The following is an 18,054-nucleotide window of genomic DNA, read 5'->3' as shown; positions in this document are numbered from 1 at the left end:
GCCGTGTTTTTTCGTTTCGTTCAATGGAGCGGGAGACGGGAATCGAACCCGCACCATTAGCTTGGAAGGCTAAGGTTCTACCGTTGAACTACTCCCGCACCGGGAAAACACGTCACAACATAAAACTGGTGGAGGGAGGTGGATTCGAACCACCGAAGGCGTAAGCCAGCAGATTTACAGTCTGCCCCCGTTGGCCGCTTGGGTATCCCTCCATTCCACTCCCTTGTCTAGGACCGGCGGCCTTGCCGGTCAGGGGTGGGTGAGCTCGCTATTTTGGTTATGAGCGCCGATGCTGTCAACAGAAATCTTCACATTCGGTGAAAATTTTTTTGCAGCGCCGCCGTCACCCTCAACAGCGTGTTACTCGCCGGGCATTTTAAGCTTTTCGTCGGCAAAAATCGCCACGTGCGGGACCCCATCGGCACCAATCCAACCGCGGTACATGCCTTCGGTATTGAACGGCGTTGCCGCCGTGCCGTCAGCCGCCAATACGATCGCACCGCCATCGCCACCCAGGGCCGGCAGGCGCTTGACGATGACCTCCTCGCCAGCCTGTGCAGGCGTTTCCTTCAGGTACTGCATGCGCGCGCATATTTCATGCGCCGCCGCCAGGCGGATGTAGAACTCACCCCAGCCGGTGCCGGATACCGCGCAATTGCCGGTGGCATAGGTACCTGCGCCGATGATCGGCGAATCACCGACACGCCCGTAGCGCTTGTTGGTCATGCCGCCGGTGGAGGTGCCTGCGGCCAATTTGCCTTGGCTGTCGAGTGCAACCGCGCCTACCGTGCCGAAGTGCTTGGCCGTTTCCAGATCCACATGGGCCTGGCCGGCAGCCTCTTCCTTCAATGCACGCTGCAACTGCTCCCAGCGCTTCTCGGTACGGAAGTAGGACGGATCGACCAGTTCGATCTTCTGCTCGGCGGCGAACATCTCCGCACCCTGCCCCACCATCATCACGTGCGGGGAGTGCTCCATCACCGCGCGTGCGAGCAGGATCGGGTTCTTCACCGTATGCACGCCAGCCACCGCACCGGCGCGCAGCGTGGCGCCATCCATCAACGAGGAATCCAGCTCGTTCTTGCCATCATGGGTGAATACCGCGCCGCGCCCGGCATTGAAGGTCGGGTCGTTTTCCAGCACGGTGATCGCGGCGGTCACCGCATCCAGCGCGGGCTTGCCGGCGGCCAGCGCCTGGTGCCCCTGGCGCAGCGCTTCGGTCAATGCCGCGCGCGCCGCACGTTCCTCTGCAGCACTGAAGTCCTTGCGCTCGACGCCGGCCCCGCCGTGGATCACCAGCAAGGGAGAAACCTCGGCTGCAGCGGCAGCTCCCGAGGACAGCGACGCCAGGCCAAGCAGTACCGCGGAAGTCAGCTTCATGTTTCTTTACTCCGGAATGGATTCTTGATTCTAGGCACCGCCCCGGCCGACTGACCAGCACAGCTGCCGTACCTGACGATAGCGCGGAGGAAAAGCCACAGCCCTTCCTGCGCAAGACCTTACCTTGGCAGCAGTTGCAGACGGCCATCAACCACATTGGCGACAGCGGTGAATGCAGGGTTGTCCACCTTGAAGGTATCCAGGTGCAGCACGCTGTTCTTGCCCGCTGCCGTTACCGGTACGCCCTTGAAATCCAGTGCCTGGCCGGCGGCCAGACGCTGCGGGGAATGACGTGGCTGCACCAGCCAGGCATAGCCGTCGCCCAACGCGTAGACCCGCCCTCTCCCGTCTGCTTCCACGCACAGGGCCGCATCTTCATCCACGCCCAGGCCAATGATGTTGTTGCTGCCTGCGGTCTGCGCCGCACGCGCCACGAACACGATCAGCCGCCCCAGCCGATTGCGCCTGGCAAAGTGCGTGTCGGTGACAACGTTGGACAGAAACGGCATGGCAAGGAAGCCATGATCCATGGTGACGGCACTGCCCATCGGATCCGCAAGCGCGGTGGCGGAATCAACGCTGCCCCCATCCAGTGCGCCATAAGCATGGTGGCCGAGCACGGCCAAGCCGGCACTGGTTCCACCAATCGGCTTGCCCGCGCGCACGTGATCGTCCAACAGCGCGTTGAGCTGGGTACCCTTCCAGAAGCGCACGTATCGCGCCTGGTCACCGCCCGCAAGGAAGATCGCATCCGCATCGCGCACCATCTGCAGCACCTGCGGATCGTCGGCCGCTTTGCGGTCATGGAACACCAGCGTCTGCACTGCGGTGACTCCACCGATGTCGTTGTAGAGCTCCTTCTGCATGTTGTCGTCGCCGGAGGCCCGCAGGATCAGCACGCGGCCATGCCCTGCACGTTCCACCCACCAGTGAAAGGCCTCGGGCACCCAGTCACCGCCGCCCATCAACAGCATCGCCGCCTGGGTGGCCCCGGGACGAGGCGCCTTGAGATCGCCTATTTCGTAGTACTTGTAGCCCGTCTCGCCGACGGTTGCTGCGGAAGCCGCATTGGTAACACCTGCAACCACCAGCGCCACTACGGCAAGCACCAGTCGTTGCCGCCAGGAACTCTTACGTTTCAGCACGTTAATGCCCACTCCAGTCGAAGGCTCATCGCCGTAATGCCAGACTTTCCCACAGTGGTCAACCGTGTAAAAAAGGTGTTAGATGCGGTGACCCTCTGCACATTTCAGACAGGGGCGGCCGGCATTTCCCCACATGCCGGAAGGACAACTCCAGAACACTTTTCATCAGAGAGCTGATTCATGCGTAAACACGCAATGGTGTGTTCAATCCAACTGGCCCTGTTGTCGATGGCCGCCCCCGCCCTGGCGCAGACCGCCCAGGACCAACCCCAACAACTGGATACGGTGCAGGTGACCGGCTCACGCATTCCGCGTGCGCAGGTGGAGGGGCCGGCACCGGTCACGGTGGTGACCGCCGAAGAGATCAAATCCGCCGGCTTCACCAGCGTGCCGGATGTACTGCGCGCCATGACCCAGAACGGCGGCGAGACGCAGAGCCAGCAGTCCTCCAGCGGCGCGGATTTCTCGCCCGGCGCACAGCAGGTCGACCTGCGCGGGCTGGGCCCGAACCACACATTGGTGCTAGTCAACGGCCGCCGCATCGCCGACTTCCCGATGCCGTTCAAGGGCCGTAGCAACTTCACCGACATCTCAAACATCCCGCTCGGCATGATCGAGCGGATAGAAGTGCTGACCGGCAGTGCATCGGCCATTTATGGCTCCGATGCGATCTCGGGCGTGGTCAACTTCATCCTCAAGAAGCACGCTGACGGCACCACCGTCGATGCGCGCATGGGCATCACCAGCGAAGGCGGCGGCGAGTCATTCGACATCAGCCTCGTCAGCGGCTTCGAGAAGGGCCGCTTCAGCGGCATCTACAGCGTGGAGCTGCAATCGCAGACGCCACTATGGGCGTATGAACGTGACATCCAGGACTCCACAAAGGATGGCCCCACTGCCGCCGCACAGGCGCCGCGCCGCGGCTTCCTGCGCACCGATTGGAATGACGACTACATCGACCCGGGCCAGGCAACCTGCGATGCATTGTCCGGCCAGAATGGCGGCACCACGTACTACGGCTATCGCCCCAAATACGGCTACTACTGCGGCAGCGATGAGGCCATCGGCTACGGCACCATCATCAGCAAGCGTCGCGGCGTGAACGCGTATGCGTCGATGAGCTATGCCTTCGACAATGGCAGCCAATGGTTTGCCGACGTGCAGATGGGCTACCACGATGTATCGATGTTCCGCGACGTGACCGCGTGGAGCCACATGGCCGCCGACGGCAACGAGGAAGGTTATTTCTACAACCAGGCCAGCGACCAGGTGGAATTCTGGCAGCGCCAGTTCACGCCGGAAGAAATCGGCGGGCTCAGCCGCAACATGATCGAGACCACGCAAAAAACCTTTGGCGTGACCACCGGCTTCAAGGGCACCTGGGCCGACAGCTGGGACTACGAAGCAGCACTGAGCTATTCGCAGTACCGCGCCAAGATCAGCTGGCCGCAGATCGTGGCGGCCAAGGCCAACGAACTGTTCCTTGGCCCGCAGCTGGGCGAGGACGACGATGGCTTCCCGATCTACAACGCCGACCCGGAACGCCTGTACCGCCCGCTCACCCGCAGTGAGTACGACTCCATCGCCGCACGTTCGGTGTACACGCCGAAGTCCGAAACCGGCACCTTGTCGTTGACGGTCAGCAAGGGTGACCTGTTCACCCTGCCCGGCGGTGACGCCGGCTTCGCAGGCACCGTGGAGCTCGGCCGCCAGTCGTACTCGTTGAACCCCGATCCGCTGGCTACCCAGTACTACTACTACAGCTGGAAGGACTCCGACGGCAAGGGCAGCCGCAATCGCTGGGCGGGTGCCGCCGAGCTGCGCATGCCACTGCACGAAACCCTGAACTGGAGCGTGGCCGGTCGTTACGACCAATACCGTTATTCCGGCAACAGCATCGGCAAGGCAACCTGGAGCACCGGTCTGGAATGGCGTCCGATCGACTCATTGCTGGTTCGTGGCTCCTACGGCACCGCCTTCCGCGCGCCGGATCTGCACTATGTCTATGCCGGCATCGGCAACGACGAGACCAGCGGCGTCGATTGGTACAACTATGCGCTGGACAATGGCGATGACCCGGAGGACTACAGCGAAGGCCTGATCCGCACCCGCGAGGGCAATCGCAACCTCGATCCGGAGACCAGCACCTCGTGGACTGCCGGCTTTGTCTGGTCGCCCATCAATGGCCTGGATATCTCGGCGGACTGGTTCAACATCGACATGCGCGACCAGGTCCAGGACATGAGCGTGGACCAGATCCTGCGTGACGAGGCGGCCTGCCGGCTCGGCGACAAGGACATGAGCTCGCCCACCTGCATGGACGCCGTCTCGCGCGTGACCCGCAATTCCAACGGCTCGCTCTACGGCATCTACGTCAATCCGATCAACGTTGCCAAGGAGTCCACCGAAGGCGTCGATGTCGGCGTGCGCTACCGCCTGCAGACCGGCATCGGTCAATTCACCTTCAGCGGCGCCCATACCTGGGTGAAGAAGCACGACTTCCAGCAATACGCCGGTGATGTGACCAAGGATCAGTTCGCGGTCAACAGCGGCTTCGACATCCCGCGCACCAAGACCAGTGCCAGCATCAGCTGGGAGAAGGATGCCTGGGCCGCCACCATCTATGGCCAGCGCCTGGGGAAGCTACCCAATGGCTGGTCTTATGACCAGGTGTGGGAAGACGGTGATCCGGGTCCGTACATCCGTGCTACCTATCGCTACAACGCTACGCTGCAGTATCGATTCGATGACCACTCGCGCCTGACCTTGTCGGTGGTGAACCTGTTCAACAAGATGCCGCCGAAGGATCCGACCTATACGTCGTATCCGTATTACGACATCTCCTGGTTCGACAGCGTCGGCCGTCAGATCAACCTGCAGTACACGCACAAGTTCGGCGGCGCCGCGCTGTAATCCCGCCCAGCCGTGCGCATCAACAACAGGGCCCGCCATTGGCGGGCCTTGTTGTCTGTGCGATGTGGCGACTGCAGTGCGCGCAGCCCGGGCAAGCGCGGTGCATCGGCGTGCTGCGGCTAGCCCGTACGCTCTTGGCGCAAACCGGCCCCGGGTGCGCTGCGCTTACCCGGGCTACAGCGGCCACCGATGGGTGCAAACTGTGGCGATCGAGCTTCTCCACAACTGCTGTGTGCAATGGCTGGAGAAGCTTGTGGACAAGTGTCGGCAGGCCTTGCGCTGCAATGCTTTCGAAACGATGGCCAATATTTAACCAGCCTATCTCGCCGCCAGTCGGCGTTTTTGTAGGAGCGGTGTAAGCCGCGAAGCAGATACATCATCAGATGGCATAGCTGCCTCGTGCTTCGGCATCACCGGCTTCGCGGCTTACGCCGCTCCTACAAGCCTGCCTGCCACCACCTTGTGGGAGCGCCGTCAGCCGCGAAGCAGATGCACCATCAGATGGCAAAGATGCCTGGTGCTCGGGCATCGCCAGCTTCGCGGCTTATGCCGCTCCCACAAGCTATACGGCATGCGTCTGCGGATTACATGGCGCCCCTGTTTCTCCACAGCGGTTGTGTGCAATGGATGGAGAAGGCTGTGGACAACTGTGCGCAGGCCCTGTGCTGCAATGCTTTCGAAACTGCGGTGAATATTTCACCAGCCTGTCGCGATGCAAAGCGGCGCTTCTGTAGGAGCGGCGTAAGCCGCGAAGCAGATGGACCAACAGATGGCATAGCTGCCTGGTGTTTCGGCATGGTCAGCTTCGCGGCTTACGCCGCTCCCACAAGCCTGAGTGCTGAGCCATCTTGTGGGAGCGGCGTGAGCCGCGAAGCAGATGCGTCATCAGATGGCATAGCTGCCTGGTGCTTCGGCATGGTCGGCTTCGCGGCTTACGCCGCTCCTACAAGCCTGGGTGCTGAGCCAATTTGTGGGAGCGGCGTCAGCCGCGAAGCAGATACATCTTCGGATGGCACAGCTGCCTGGTGTTTCGGCATGGTCAGCTTCGCGGCTGACGCCGCTCCTACAAGCCTGAGTGCTGAACCACCTTGTGGGAGCGGCGTCAGCCGCCAAGCAAATGCATTATCAGATGACACAGCTGCCGGGTGCTTCAGCATCGCCAGCTTCGCGGCTGACGCCGCTCCCACAAGCAAGACGGCATGCGTCTGCGGATTACATGGCGCACCCGTTTCTCCACAGCGGCTGTGTGCAATGACTGGAGAAGGCTGTGGACAAGCGCGCGCAGCCCTTGCGCTGCAAGGGTTTCGAAATCGTGATGATTTTTTGACCACACCACGAGTTGCGGATACGACAAGGCCCCGCAGTGCGGGGCCTTGTCGGTACTGCAACGTGCGTTGGATCAGACGTTGAAGCGGAAATGCAGCACGTCGCCTTCCTTGACGATGTAATCCTTGCCTTCCAGACGCAGGCGGCCGGCTTCCTTGGCGCCCTGCTCGCCCTTGAGGTTGATGAAGTCCTCGTAGCTGATGGTTTCGGCGCGGATGAAGCCGCGCTCGAAATCGGTATGGATCACACCGGCAGCCTGCGGCGCGGTGGAGCCGGCGCGCAGCTGCCATGCGCGGACTTCCTTCACACCAGCGGTGAAGTAGGTCTGCAGGCCCAGCAGCTTGTAGCCGGCGCGGATCACGCGGTTCAGGCCGGGCTCTTCCAGGCCAAGATCCTTGAGGAACTCGTCACGGTCAGCGTCGTCCAGCTGCGCCATTTCTTCTTCGATCGCCGCACACACCGGCACCACTTCGGCACCCTCGGCTTCGGCGCGCGCGCGCACGACGTCCAGCAGCGGATTGTTCTCGAAACCGTCTTCGGCCACGTTGGCGATGTACATCAGCGGCTTGAGCGTGATCAGGAACATGTCACGGATCAACGCCTTCTCGTCAGCATCGAGGCCAGCCGAGCGCGCCGACTTGCCCTGGTCCAGCGCCGAAGCCAGCTTCTCCAGCACCGGCTTGCGGGCCAGTGCTTCCTTGTCGTTGGCCTTGGCCGCACGGGTAGCGCGGTCCAGTGCCTTCAACACCGATTCCAGGTCGGCCAGCGCCAGCTCGGTATCGATGGTCTCGATATCGGCGATGGGGTCGACCTTGTTGGAAACGTGGATGACGTTGCTGTCTTCGAAGCAGCGCACGACGTGGGCGATGGCATCGGTCTCGCGGATGTGGGCCAGGAACTTGTTGCCCAGGCCTTCACCCTTGGACGCACCGGCAACCAGGCCGGCGATGTCGACGAACTCCATCGTGGTCGGGATCACCCGCTCCGGCTTGACGATTGCCGCCAGCGCATCAAGGCGCGGGTCCGGCACCGGCACGACGCCGGTGTTCGGCTCGATCGTGCAGAACGGGAAGTTGGCCGCAGCGATACCCGCCTTGGTCAGCGCATTGAACAGGGTCGACTTGCCGACATTGGGCAGACCGACGATGCCGCATTTGATACCCATGCTTGAACTCCCGTGAATGGAAAATCGGGAATGGGGAGTGGAAGGGCTGCTGCCGTTCCATTCCCCATTCCCCATTTCCTGCTCACTTGGTGGTGTGCAGCCGCTTCATGGCTTCGTTGTAATCCCCGGCAACCGCCAACGGCAACACGTCGATGGCCGCATCGATGGCCTGTGCCATCAGCACCGAGTCATCCGGTGACGGACGCCCCAACACCCAGCTCACCACGCGGTCCTTGTGACCGGGATGGCCGATGCCGAGACGCAGACGGTGGAACTTGCCATGACCGAGCAGGCGGATGGTGTCACGCAGGCCGTTCTGGCCACCATGACCACCGTCGAACTTGAGCCGGGCCACGCCGGGCGGCATGTCCAGTTCGTCGTGTGCAAGCAGGGTTTCTTCCGGCTCGATCTTCCAGAACCGCTGCGCGGCGGTGACCGATTTGCCAGACAGGTTCATGTAGGTGGCCGGCTTCAACAGCCATACCGGTTGCCCGGCAATTTCGACCTTGGCGACTTCGCCAAACAATTTGCTTTCCAGCGCCCAGCGCGCACCCTGCCGCTCTGCCAGGGCCTCAACGAAATGAAACCCAGCGTTATGCCGGGTTCGGGCGTGTTCGGGTCCGGGGTTGCCGAGACCAACAATCAATCGCAAGCCAGTCATCTGTCAGATGCATCTGCTGCGCCCGCTCCGAAGAGCGGGCGCAACAGTGCCGATTACTCGGCTGCTGCTTCTTCTGCAGCGGCGGTCTTGGCGATGACCACGGCGTCGTCGTGGTTCTTGCCCAGCTTCAGCGCCGGGATTTCCACGCCAGCCGGCAGCTTCAGGCCCGACAGGTAGATGATGTCGCCAGCCTTCAGCTCGCCCAGGTCGACTTCGATCGACTCCGGCAGGTCCTTCGGCAAGCAGGCAATCGCCACTTCCTTCAGTTCGTGGGTGACCAGCACGTCGGCAGCCTTGCCAGCCGGCGAGGTGTCTTCGTTGATGAAGGTCAGCGGCACCGAAGCGTGCAGCACTTCGTTTTCGTTCACGCGCTGGAAATCCAGGTGCATGACCAGCTGCTTGTACGGGTGACGCTGCATGTCACGCAGCAGCACCTTGTGGAGGGTGCCGTCGAGGTTCAGGTCGATGATCGAGGAGTAGAACCAATCGTTGAACTGGGCCAGCCAGATCTCGTTGTGGTTGAACTCGACCTTCACCGGCTCCTTGTTACCGCCGTAAACGATACCCGGGACCACACCGGCATGACGCAGGCGGCGGCTCGCACCCTGACCTTGCACGTCACGACGGGCGACTTTGATTTCGTGGGACTTTGCCATGTTGACTACTCTAGGTTGTTGCACCGCCTCGCGGCGCTGCGTAAAGACTCTTCCGCGACCAGAAGAGTCTGTTGTGATCCCCGGACACGCCGGGGACCGGATCCATCAATCCACGTACATCGAGCTGACCGACTCACCGAAGGCGATGCGGCGCATCGTCTCGGCCAGCATTTCGGCCACGCTGATCTGGCGGATCTTGGGACAGACGCGGGCCACTTCGGAAAGCGGGATCGTGTCGGTCACCACCAGCTCGTCGAGCTGGGAATTATTCAGGTTATCCACCGCCGGGCCCGAGAGCACGGCGTGGGTGCAGTACGCGGCAACCTTCAGTGCACCGCGCGCCTTGAGGGCAGCAGCGGCAGCACACAGGGTGCCGGCGGTGTCGACGATGTCGTCGACCATCACGCAGGTCTTGCCTTCAACGTCACCGATGATGTTCATCACGGTGGCGACGTTGGCACGCGGGCGGCGCTTGTCGATGATGGCCAGGTCGGCATCATCCAGGCGCTTTGCCACGGCGCGGGCGCGTACCACGCCGCCTACGTCCGGGCTGACCACGATCAGGTTGTCGGTGCCATAGACGCGCCAGATGTCTGCCAGCAACAGCGGCGAGGCATAGACATTGTCGACCGGCATGTCGAAGAAACCCTGGATCTGGTCGGCGTGCAGGTCGACCGTGAGGATCTGGTCGGTGTGCACGGCCGAAAACATCTTTGCAGCAACCTTGGCGGTGATCGGCACGCGCGAGGAGCGCATGCGGCGATCCTGGCGGGCGTAGCCGAAGTACGGCACCACCGCGGTGACGGAGGCGGCGCTCGCGCGCTTGAGCGCGTCGATGATCACCAGCAGCTCCATCAGGTTTTCCGCACTCGGGGCGCCGGTGGACTGGACCACGAATACATCCTGCTTACGCACGTTTTCCTGGATCTCGACCTGCACTTCGCCGTCGGAGAACTTGGAAACCAGCGCCTTACCCGGTCTTACCCCGAGTTCCTTGCAGATGCTCTGCGCAAGGTGTTTGTTGGCATTGCCGGAAAAAACCAGCAGATTCGGGGATTCTTGCATGACAGCTCTCTCGGGCGGGGGCGAGTAGCAAAGGAACAGGAGTGCTGCAGAGATGGCGCGTATTGGGTTGGCGCGCACATCCGTAGCGCTTACAGCCGGAGGGAACGTGTGGCAGGGGCGGTAGGATTCGAACCTACGAATGCCAGGATCAAAACCTGGTGCCTTGGGCCTCTTGGCGACGCCCCTGCATCAAACAATTCCCGTCGTCTCCAGCGCATCAAGCAGTGGCGAGCGATCAACGCCCGCAGCCACCCATGCCCGCAGTTGCTCCGGCAACTCCGCCAACGCCTGCTCTGCAGCATCGCGCGTGGCAAATTCGACGAAACAACCGCTTCCCGACCCCGTGAGCCGTGCCCGACCACTACCTGACAGGGCCTGGAACGTTGCCTCGATGGCAGGTTCCCGACGCCGTAGTACCGGCTCGAACGCATTTCCGAGGACGGTCCCGGAAGCGAAGTCCGCTATTTTCACGGGCTTGGCATCCCGCGTCAAATGCTGCGAACGAAAAAGTTCAGCCGTGGGCACATGAACGCCAGGATCAACCAGCAAATACCATGCTTCCGGCAGTTCGATCGGCGTCAGTATTTCACCCACGCCTTCAGCCCAGGCACTGCGGCCGCGCACAAATACGGGCACATCGGCGCCCAGGTGCAGGCCAAGGGCGGCCAAGGCGTCTTCATCCAGACCAGTGCCCCACAGCGCATTGAGCGCCACCAGCACGGTGGCCGCATCGGAGGACCCGCCGCCGAAACCGCCACCGGCCGGAATCCGCTTTTCAACCCGGATATCGACACCTTTAGTGCATTTTGAGGCATTTCTCAGCGCGATAGCCGCACGAACCACCAGATCATCGGCCTCGGCGACACCTGCCACCGAAGGCCCGTGACGGCGTATCTGCCCGTCCTCACGCAGGCGCAGCCCGATGCGGTCACCCCAATCCAGCAGGCGGAAAACGGTCTGCAGCAGGTGGTAACCATCGTCGCGACGGCCGGTGATCTGCAGGAACAGATTCAATTTGGCCGGGGCCGGCCAGTACGACCAGCTCGCGGCGTCAGCCTGCACGGTCATGGTGCGCCCGCGCCCCATTCATCCACGATCAGACGGACCTTGGCATCGCCATTGACCGCCTCGATCCGCCGCGGCAGCGAAGGGCGCCCGGCCTCGGCCGGGTACCAGTCCAGATAGTCGACCTGCCAGCCCTGCTGGCGCAGCACTCGTGGCCGTCCGTCGGCATCGAAGCCTAGATGCTCCGGTGCCATGCCGGCAGAGGTCGGCAGGCCGCGTACCCATTGCGCCAGCTGCGCGACCGGGATTTCCCAGCCGGTGGCTTGCAACAACAGCTGCGCGGCGTCATCGGCGCTGCGCGGGCCGCCCTCCAGGCCGTCCAGACGCACCGGCTGGCCGGGTTCGCCGCCGCTGAGCTGCCAGCTCTGGCGGGTGACCGGCGCCGCAAGGCTTACTTGGTACACCGGACCCTGCTGCAGCCAGTCAATCCGGCCATTGCCGCCGTTACGGCCCTTGCTGATCGCCACCCGGCCCTGGAAGGACCAGTCCGGCTGCGCCATCAATGCGGCCTGCCGCGCCTGTTCTGCCGCCTGTGCTGCTGCCGAAATCTGCGCCACCTCGGCCGCCACCGGCGCGGCTTGCCGCTTGGGCACCGAGCCACAGGCCGCAAGCGCCCCCACCATCACAAGCGCCAACGGCGCCCGCCACATCATCACGTTCATACACCCAACTTTTCGATCGCACGCTGCAGCGCGCGGTTGTCCGGATCCAGCTTGCGGGCTTCCTCGAAAAAGCGCCGTGCTTCTTCTTTCTGCCCCAGCACCCACAGCACTTCGGCAACGTGGGCGGCGATTTCCGGGTCCTTGTTCAAGGTCCAGGCGCGACGCAGGTGCACCAGCGCTTCCTCGTTGCGGCCCAGTCGGTACAGCACCCAGCCATAGCTGTCGACGATAGCCGCATTGTCCGGCTCGGCTACGCGCGCGCGGTCGATCAGCTCCAAGGCCTCCTGGTAGCGATGGGTGCGGTCGGCCAGGGTGTAGCCCAGGGCGTTGAGCGCGGCGACATTCTCCGGCTCGGCAACCAGCACCTTGCGCAGGTCGGCTTCGGCACGCGGCACGTCATCACTGCGCTCCCATGCCAGCGCGCGGGCATACAGCAGCGCACTGTCGTCCGGGAAGGCCGCCAGGCCACGGCCCAGCACATCAAGCTCGGCCTGGGCGTTGCCGTCACGCAGCTGCAACTCGGATTGGAGCAGGTAGGCGTCGCGGCGCACGTCGTCGTCCAGGGACGCATCGGTCTGCACCGACTGCACTTCCTTGGCGGCCTCGGCCTTGTCGCCCAGCAGATACAACGCATTGACGGCGCGCAGCTGCGCTTCGCCGCGGTGCTCGCCACCGGGCACGCCGTGGTACCAGTCCACCGCTTCCTGATAACGCTTCAGGTATTCGGCGATCTTGCCCAGCAGCAGGCGCTGGTCCGGATCCGGCTTGCTGGCCTTGGCCGAAATGTCCTGGTACAGCGCCAGCAGGGCCGCGTCGTCCTTCTGCTTGGCCAACAGCGAGGCACGCATGCCCCAGCTCTGCAGGTTCTGCTCGCCTACCGACAGCACATGCTCGGCAGCGGCGGTGTCGCCCAGCATGTCATAGGCGATGGCCAGCGCTGCGCGCAGTTCGTCATCCTTTTCCGCCTTCGGCTCGATGCCCTTGAGCAGGACCAGCGCCTCATCCTTCTTGCCGGCCTGATTGAGCTGCGAAGCGTGCAGCAGGGTCACGCGCGGCTCGTCGGGGAAGCGCTTGACCACTTCGGCCACCATGCGCCGCGACAGCTCCGGCCGCTCCATCCGCAGCGCCAGCCGGCCAAACTCCTGCCAGGCCTCCAGGTCATCGGGTATCGCATTGGCATCGACCAGCTGGCCTAGCACGTCGGCCGGTACCGCCGGGTCACGGCCGCCGGTGGCCAACGCCAGCAGGGCGTAGCGCCAAGCGCGCGGCTCGGGGGAGCGCAACACCGCCAGCAATTCCTTGCGGGCCAGCTTGGCATCGCCATTGCGCATGGCCAGCGCCCCGCGTGTACCGCGCACCGCGACCGAACCGGGGTCACGCTGGGCCCACAGGGCCAACGCCTGCTCGGCTCGGTCGGCATCATCGGCCAGCATGGCAATGCGGGTAGCGCGCTCGGCCAGGCCCACGTCGCCCTTGGCTTCCTGGGCGGCCTGCAGGTACCAGCGCGCAGCGTCGGGGAGCTTGCCGGCCTGCAGCGAGAATTCGCCAGCCAGCACCGGGGTCAGCGGCAGGGCGTCAGCCGCCACCGGCACCTGGACACGCGCGGCAGGGGCCGCCAGCACCGGGAAAACCGGCAGGGAAAGCAACAGAACGGTGCATATGCGATTGAATACGGGCATCTGACGCAACCGGGCCGTAAAATGGCGGCCTTCAACAGCCAGCAGCTTATCGCAAGCAACTGAACAGATGACCCTGTGGGTGCTCGGACTGAACCACCAGACTGCGCCGGTAGAACTGCGCGAACGCGCTGCCTTTGGCGGAGACGCCCTGCCGCGCGCGATGGATTCATTGCGGCAGACGCCGCAGCTGGCCGAGGCCGTGCTGCTGTCCACCTGCAACCGCACCGAGCTGTACGCGGTTGCCGACGACAGCAAGGCGCTGAGCCATTGGCTGGAGCACCACGCCGGCAGCCTGCAGGGCTATCTGTACCAGCACAGTGACGGCGACGCCGTGCGCCACCTGTTCCGGGTCGCCACCGGGCTGGATTCGATGGTGCTGGGCGAGCCGCAGATTCTGGGACAGGTCAAGGATGCCTGGGCGCTGGCCCACGACAGCGGCGCCATCGGGCAACAATTGGACCGGTTGTTCCAGCAGACCTTCTCGGTGGCCAAGCGCGCCCGTACCGACACCCGCGTCGGCGCAAATCCAATTTCGGTGGCGTCCACAGCGGTGCGGCTGGCGCAGGACTCGTTCGCGCGCATGGATGAATCCACGGTGCTGCTGGTCGGCGCCGGTGAAACCATGGAGCTGGTCGCCAAGCACCTGAGCGATGCGAAGGTGAAACGCCTGCTGATCGCCAACCGCACGCTGGCCAATGCCCAGGACCTGGCCAGCCGCCACGGCGGCGTGGCGTTGCCGCTGAGCGAACTGGAACGGCATATGGGCGAGGCCGATGTGGTGTTCTCGGCCACCGCCGCCCGCGAGCCGGTGATCCTGCACCGGCAGATCGCCACCGCGCTGCGTTCGCGCCGGCACAAGCCGATGCTGCTGTTCGACCTGGCGGTGCCGCGCGATATCGAGGCCGAGGTCGGCACGCTGGCCGACGCCTACCTGTACACCGTGGACGACATGGAACGGGCGGTGGAAGAAAACCGCCGGGGCCGCCGTGAGGCCGCCGCCGAGGCCGAATCCATCATCGACCTGCAGGTCACCCGCTACCTGGAAAACCTGCGCGCCACCCGCCTGCAGGCGCCGATCCGGCAGCTGCGGGCATTCGGCGAGACCACCCGCGCCGAGCTGCTGGCCAAGGCCCGGCAGCAACTGGCCCATGGCAAACTGCCGGACGAAGTACTCGAACAGCTGGCGCACGGCCTGACCAACCGCCTGCTGCACCCGCCTACCGCTGCCCTGCGCCAAGCCGCGCTGGATGGCGATACCGATCTCACCCGCGCCGCCGAGCGCCTGTTCCCGGCGACGCCCGGGTATCAACACCCCGTAGCGAGGAATGATGACGCCGACCCTGCGCCGTAAGCTGCTGGCACTGGCCGAGCGCCGTGAAGAACTGGAACGCCTGCTTTCCGACCCGGATGTGGTCGCCGACAACGAGCGCTTCCGCAATTTTTCCCGCGAGTTCTCGCAACTGGAACCCATCGCCACCGCATTGGCGAACGAAACCCGTGCGCTGGAAGATCTGGCCTCGGCCGAGGCCATGCGCAACGACCCGGAGCTGCGCGAGCTGGCCGAGGAAGAAATCAGCGCCGCACAGGCACGGTTGCAGGCCCTGGACGAGGAGCTGGCACTGCTGCTGGTGCCACGCGACCCGCGCGATGAAGGCAACCTGTTCCTGGAAGTGCGCGCCGGCACCGGTGGCGACGAGGCGGCAATCTTTGCCGGCGACCTGTTCCGCATGTACGCCCGCTACGCCGAGCGCCAAGGCTGGAAGGTCGAGGTCGAATCCGACAATCCCGGTGAACACGGTGGCTACAAGGAAATCGTGGCGCGCGTGGTTGGCCGTGGCGCCTATTCCAAGCTGAAGTTCGAATCGGGCACGCATCGCGTGCAGCGCGTGCCGGCCACCGAATCACAGGGCCGCATCCACACCTCGGCGGCGACGGTGGCAATCATTCCCGAAGCCGATGATGTTGAAGACGTGGTGATCAACCCGGCCGACCTGCGGGTGGACACCTATCGCTCCTCCGGCGCCGGAGGCCAGCACGTCAACAAGACCGAATCGGCGATCCGCATCACCCATATCCCCAGCGGCGTGGTGGTGGAATGCCAGACCGAGCGCAGCCAGCATGCCAACCGCGACAAGGCGATGAAGCGCCTGAAGGCACAGCTGCTGGATGCCGAGCGCAGCAAGCAGGCCGCAGCCCAAGCCGAGTCGCGCCGCCTGCAGGTTGGCAGTGGCGACCGCAGCCAGCGCATCCGCACCTACAGCTTCCCGCAGGGCCGCATCACCGACCATCGTGTCGAGGGCCTGACCCTGTATGACCTGCCGAACATCATCGAAGGCGGCCTGGACGATCTGATCGCGCGCCTGCAGCACGAGCACCAGGTGGATGAGCTGGCGCGGTTGGCTGAAGGGACGTAAGCCCCCTCCTCCGACCCCTATGCGCAACGCAGCTTCAGCTCCCTCCCGCGCGCAGCGCAGCGCAGGGGCGGGTTGGGGAGGGGTAGCTCTGGACCTGGCCTTGAATTTGGCTGTTGCCTCCTGCGCAGAGCAAAATCAACGGCAACCCTCCCCAGCCCTCTCCTACGCTGCCGCGCAAGGGAGGGAGCAGAGCAACAAAGCAAAGCCAGCCCAATGACCAACGAACGCGACCAGCTCCGCCATGCCGTCAGCCGCCAACCCGGGGACTTCATCGCATGGGTGATGCTGGCCGACGCCGAGCTCGGCGCGGGCGATGTGGCTGCAGGCGAAGCCGCCGCCTCAACAGCATTGAGGCTGCGACCGGAACACCCGGAGGCCCTCGCCCGCCTCGGCCGCGCCCGCTGGATGCAGAGCCGGCACGACGCCGCCGCCGCCCTGCTGCAGCGCGCCTGCCAACTGGCCCCACAACACCCGGGCATGGCGCTGTGGCTGGGCCACGTGCTGGAAGACGCCAACCAACCCGAAGCCGCTGCCGAGGCGTATCGTCGCGCCCACGCGCTGGCGCCGGACGAAGCCTATATGGCCGCGCAGCGCCTGAACTGGCAGCGCCGGCTGTGTGACTGGCGCGATCTGGACGCCCTCTCGCAGCAGGTGCGCCGCGCCGTCGCGCAGGGCAATCCGGCGGTGGAGCCGTTCGCCTTTCTCAGCGAAGACGGCAGCGCCGCCGAACAGCTGGCCTGTGCACGGCAGCGCGCCGGCGTCCTGGCCCAGTCGATTCCGCGGCTGCCGGCCGCCCAGCTGCGTACCCACGGTGCGCTGCACGTCGGTTTTCTTTCCAATGGTTTCGGTGCGCACCCGACCGGCCTGTTGACGGTGGCACTGTTCGAGCAATTGCGCGCATACCCGCAACTGCAGATCCATCTGTTTGCCCTCAACAGCGATGACGGCAGCGCCATCCGTCGGCGCCTGCAGGCCGCTGCAGGGCAACTGCACGATGTCAGCGACCAGCCCCACGCTGCGATTGCCCAGCGCATCCGCAACGCCGGCATCGATGTGCTGTTCGATCTGCGCGGCTGGGGCGGCGGCGGCACTCCGGAAGTACTGGCCATGCGCCCTGCCCCGCTGCAGCTGAACTGGCTGGCCTACCCCGGCACCTCCGGCGCGCCGTGGATCGATTACATCGTGGCGGACGCATTCGTGCTGCCGCCCGCGCTGGAGCCGGCTTTCAGTGAAAAAGTGCTGCGCCTGCCACGCGCCTTCCAGCCCTCGGACAACACCCGCACGCTGCAGGCGGCCCCTTCGCGCAGCGACTGTGGCCTGCCGGAAAACGGCGTGGTGTTCTGCTGCTTCAACAACAGCTACAAACTCAATCCACGCAGCGTCGAGCGGCTGTTACAGGTACTGCTTGGCGTTCCCGGCAGCGTGCTGTGGCTGTTGTCAGGGCCGGGCAAGGCCGACCAGCGCCTGCGCGATGTCGCACAGCAGCGCGGCGTGGATCCGGCACGGCTGATCTTCATGGCCAAACAACCGCATATGCATTATCTGGCCCGCTACCAGCACGCCGACCTGTTCCTGGATACACATCCCTACAACGCGCACACCACGGCCTCCGATGCCTTGTGGGCCGGTTGCCCGGTATTGACCGCGCCCGGCAGCACCTTCGCCGCACGGGTGGCCGGCAGCCTCAACCATCACTTGGGCCTGGACGACATGAACGTCGCCGATGACGCAGCCTTCGTCGCGAAGGCGGTTGCGTTGGGCAACGATGCCAATGCCCTGCAGGCGTCGCGGCAACAGCTGGCCGCGGCCCGCGAGCGCAGCAGCCTGTTCGACATGGCCGGCTTTGCCGCTGACCTGGCCCAGTTGCTGCAACAGCTGGCCACCGCGCATGGCTGGCGCGGTGCCGACATTGGCTGACATGCG

Annotated in this window: 13 protein-coding genes and 3 tRNA genes; 4 read left to right on the top strand and 12 right to left on the bottom strand. The window is 64.3% G+C overall.

The window, feature by feature from the left end; translation table 11 throughout:
• Window positions 1–24 precede the first annotated feature (24 nt).
• The 4 genes from BCV67_RS13940 to BCV67_RS13925 form a co-directional block, all read right to left on the bottom strand.
• Window positions 25–98, bottom strand: a tRNA-Gly gene (locus tag BCV67_RS13940).
• 28 nt (window positions 99–126) lie between these two features.
• Window positions 127–212 (bottom strand) — tRNA-Tyr (locus BCV67_RS13935).
• Window positions 213–360: 148 nt separating this feature from the next.
• Entirely contained in the window at window positions 361–1,380 is a 1,020-nt protein-coding gene (locus BCV67_RS13930; protein ID WP_062169052.1) for an isoaspartyl peptidase/L-asparaginase family protein, read from the bottom strand.
• Window positions 1,381–1,499: 119 nt separating this feature from the next.
• Entirely contained in the window at window positions 1,500–2,525 is a 1,026-nt protein-coding gene (locus tag BCV67_RS13925; RefSeq protein ID WP_428999480.1) for a cyanophycinase, read from the bottom strand.
• Window positions 2,526–2,705: 180 nt separating this feature from the next.
• Between BCV67_RS13925 and BCV67_RS13920 the strand changes: the two genes are divergently transcribed.
• Window positions 2,706–5,438 carry a TonB-dependent receptor plug domain-containing protein gene (locus tag BCV67_RS13920; RefSeq protein ID WP_065868132.1) on the top strand — a complete coding sequence of 911 codons (2,733 nt, stop codon included), beginning with the start codon at window positions 2,706–2,708 and terminating at the stop codon, window positions 5,436–5,438.
• A gap of 1,399 nt (window positions 5,439–6,837) precedes the next feature.
• Here BCV67_RS13920 and ychF read toward each other — a convergent pair.
• The 8 genes from ychF to BCV67_RS13880 form a co-directional block, all read right to left on the bottom strand.
• Window positions 6,838–7,929 (bottom strand): redox-regulated ATPase YchF, encoded by a 1,092-nt coding sequence (gene ychF / locus BCV67_RS13915; RefSeq protein WP_062169054.1) that lies wholly within the window; start codon window positions 7,927–7,929, stop codon window positions 6,838–6,840.
• Between the two features lie 82 nt (window positions 7,930–8,011).
• Window positions 8,012–8,590, bottom strand: a complete 579-nt coding sequence (gene pth, locus BCV67_RS13910) for an aminoacyl-tRNA hydrolase (RefSeq protein ID WP_062169056.1) — start codon at window positions 8,588–8,590, stop codon at window positions 8,012–8,014.
• A 53-nt stretch (window positions 8,591–8,643) separates the two neighbouring features.
• On the bottom strand, window positions 8,644–9,246 hold the full coding sequence (locus BCV67_RS13905; RefSeq protein ID WP_062169057.1) for a 50S ribosomal protein L25/general stress protein Ctc: 603 nt from the start codon (window positions 9,244–9,246) through the stop codon (window positions 8,644–8,646).
• A gap of 105 nt (window positions 9,247–9,351) precedes the next feature.
• A complete protein-coding gene (locus BCV67_RS13900) occupies window positions 9,352–10,311 on the bottom strand; it encodes a ribose-phosphate diphosphokinase (RefSeq protein ID WP_057630319.1) in 960 nt (319 codons plus the stop codon).
• 109 nt (window positions 10,312–10,420) lie between these two features.
• Window positions 10,421–10,497 (bottom strand) — tRNA-Gln (locus tag BCV67_RS13895).
• 3 nt (window positions 10,498–10,500) lie between these two features.
• The gene (gene ispE, locus BCV67_RS13890) at window positions 10,501–11,379 is read right to left on the bottom strand and encodes a 4-(cytidine 5'-diphospho)-2-C-methyl-D-erythritol kinase (RefSeq protein ID WP_062171724.1); all 879 of its coding nucleotides are present in this window, start codon (window positions 11,377–11,379) and stop codon (window positions 10,501–10,503) included.
• A complete protein-coding gene (gene lolB, locus BCV67_RS13885) occupies window positions 11,376–12,038 on the bottom strand; it encodes a lipoprotein insertase outer membrane protein LolB (RefSeq protein ID WP_062169059.1) in 663 nt (220 codons plus the stop codon). Before lolB ends, ispE begins: the two co-directional genes overlap by 4 nt.
• Window positions 12,035–13,717, bottom strand: coding sequence for a tetratricopeptide repeat protein (locus tag BCV67_RS13880; protein ID WP_062169061.1), 1,683 nt, complete (start codon window positions 13,715–13,717; stop codon window positions 12,035–12,037). Before BCV67_RS13880 ends, lolB begins: the two co-directional genes overlap by 4 nt.
• A gap of 67 nt (window positions 13,718–13,784) precedes the next feature.
• Between BCV67_RS13880 and hemA the strand changes: the two genes are divergently transcribed.
• The 3 genes from hemA to BCV67_RS13865 all read left to right on the top strand — a co-directional run bounded on the left by hemA (window position 13,785) and on the right by BCV67_RS13865 (window position 18,048).
• Window positions 13,785–15,068 carry a glutamyl-tRNA reductase gene (gene hemA / locus BCV67_RS13875; protein ID WP_062169063.1) on the top strand — a complete coding sequence of 428 codons (1,284 nt, stop codon included), beginning with the start codon at window positions 13,785–13,787 and terminating at the stop codon, window positions 15,066–15,068.
• On the top strand, window positions 15,046–16,131 hold the full coding sequence (gene prfA, locus BCV67_RS13870; protein WP_062169065.1) for a peptide chain release factor 1: 1,086 nt from the start codon (window positions 15,046–15,048) through the stop codon (window positions 16,129–16,131). Before hemA ends, prfA begins: the two co-directional genes overlap by 23 nt.
• A gap of 213 nt (window positions 16,132–16,344) precedes the next feature.
• A complete protein-coding gene (locus tag BCV67_RS13865) occupies window positions 16,345–18,048 on the top strand; it encodes a tetratricopeptide repeat protein (protein WP_062169067.1) in 1,704 nt (567 codons plus the stop codon).
• Window positions 18,049–18,054 lie beyond the last annotated feature (6 nt).

This window comes from Stenotrophomonas nitritireducens (assembly GCF_001700965.1).
Classification (GTDB): domain Bacteria; phylum Pseudomonadota; class Gammaproteobacteria; order Xanthomonadales; family Xanthomonadaceae; genus Stenotrophomonas; species Stenotrophomonas nitritireducens_A.
The sequence above is the reverse complement of the archived record's forward strand: the minus strand, read 5'-3'. Positions and strand labels throughout refer to the sequence as shown.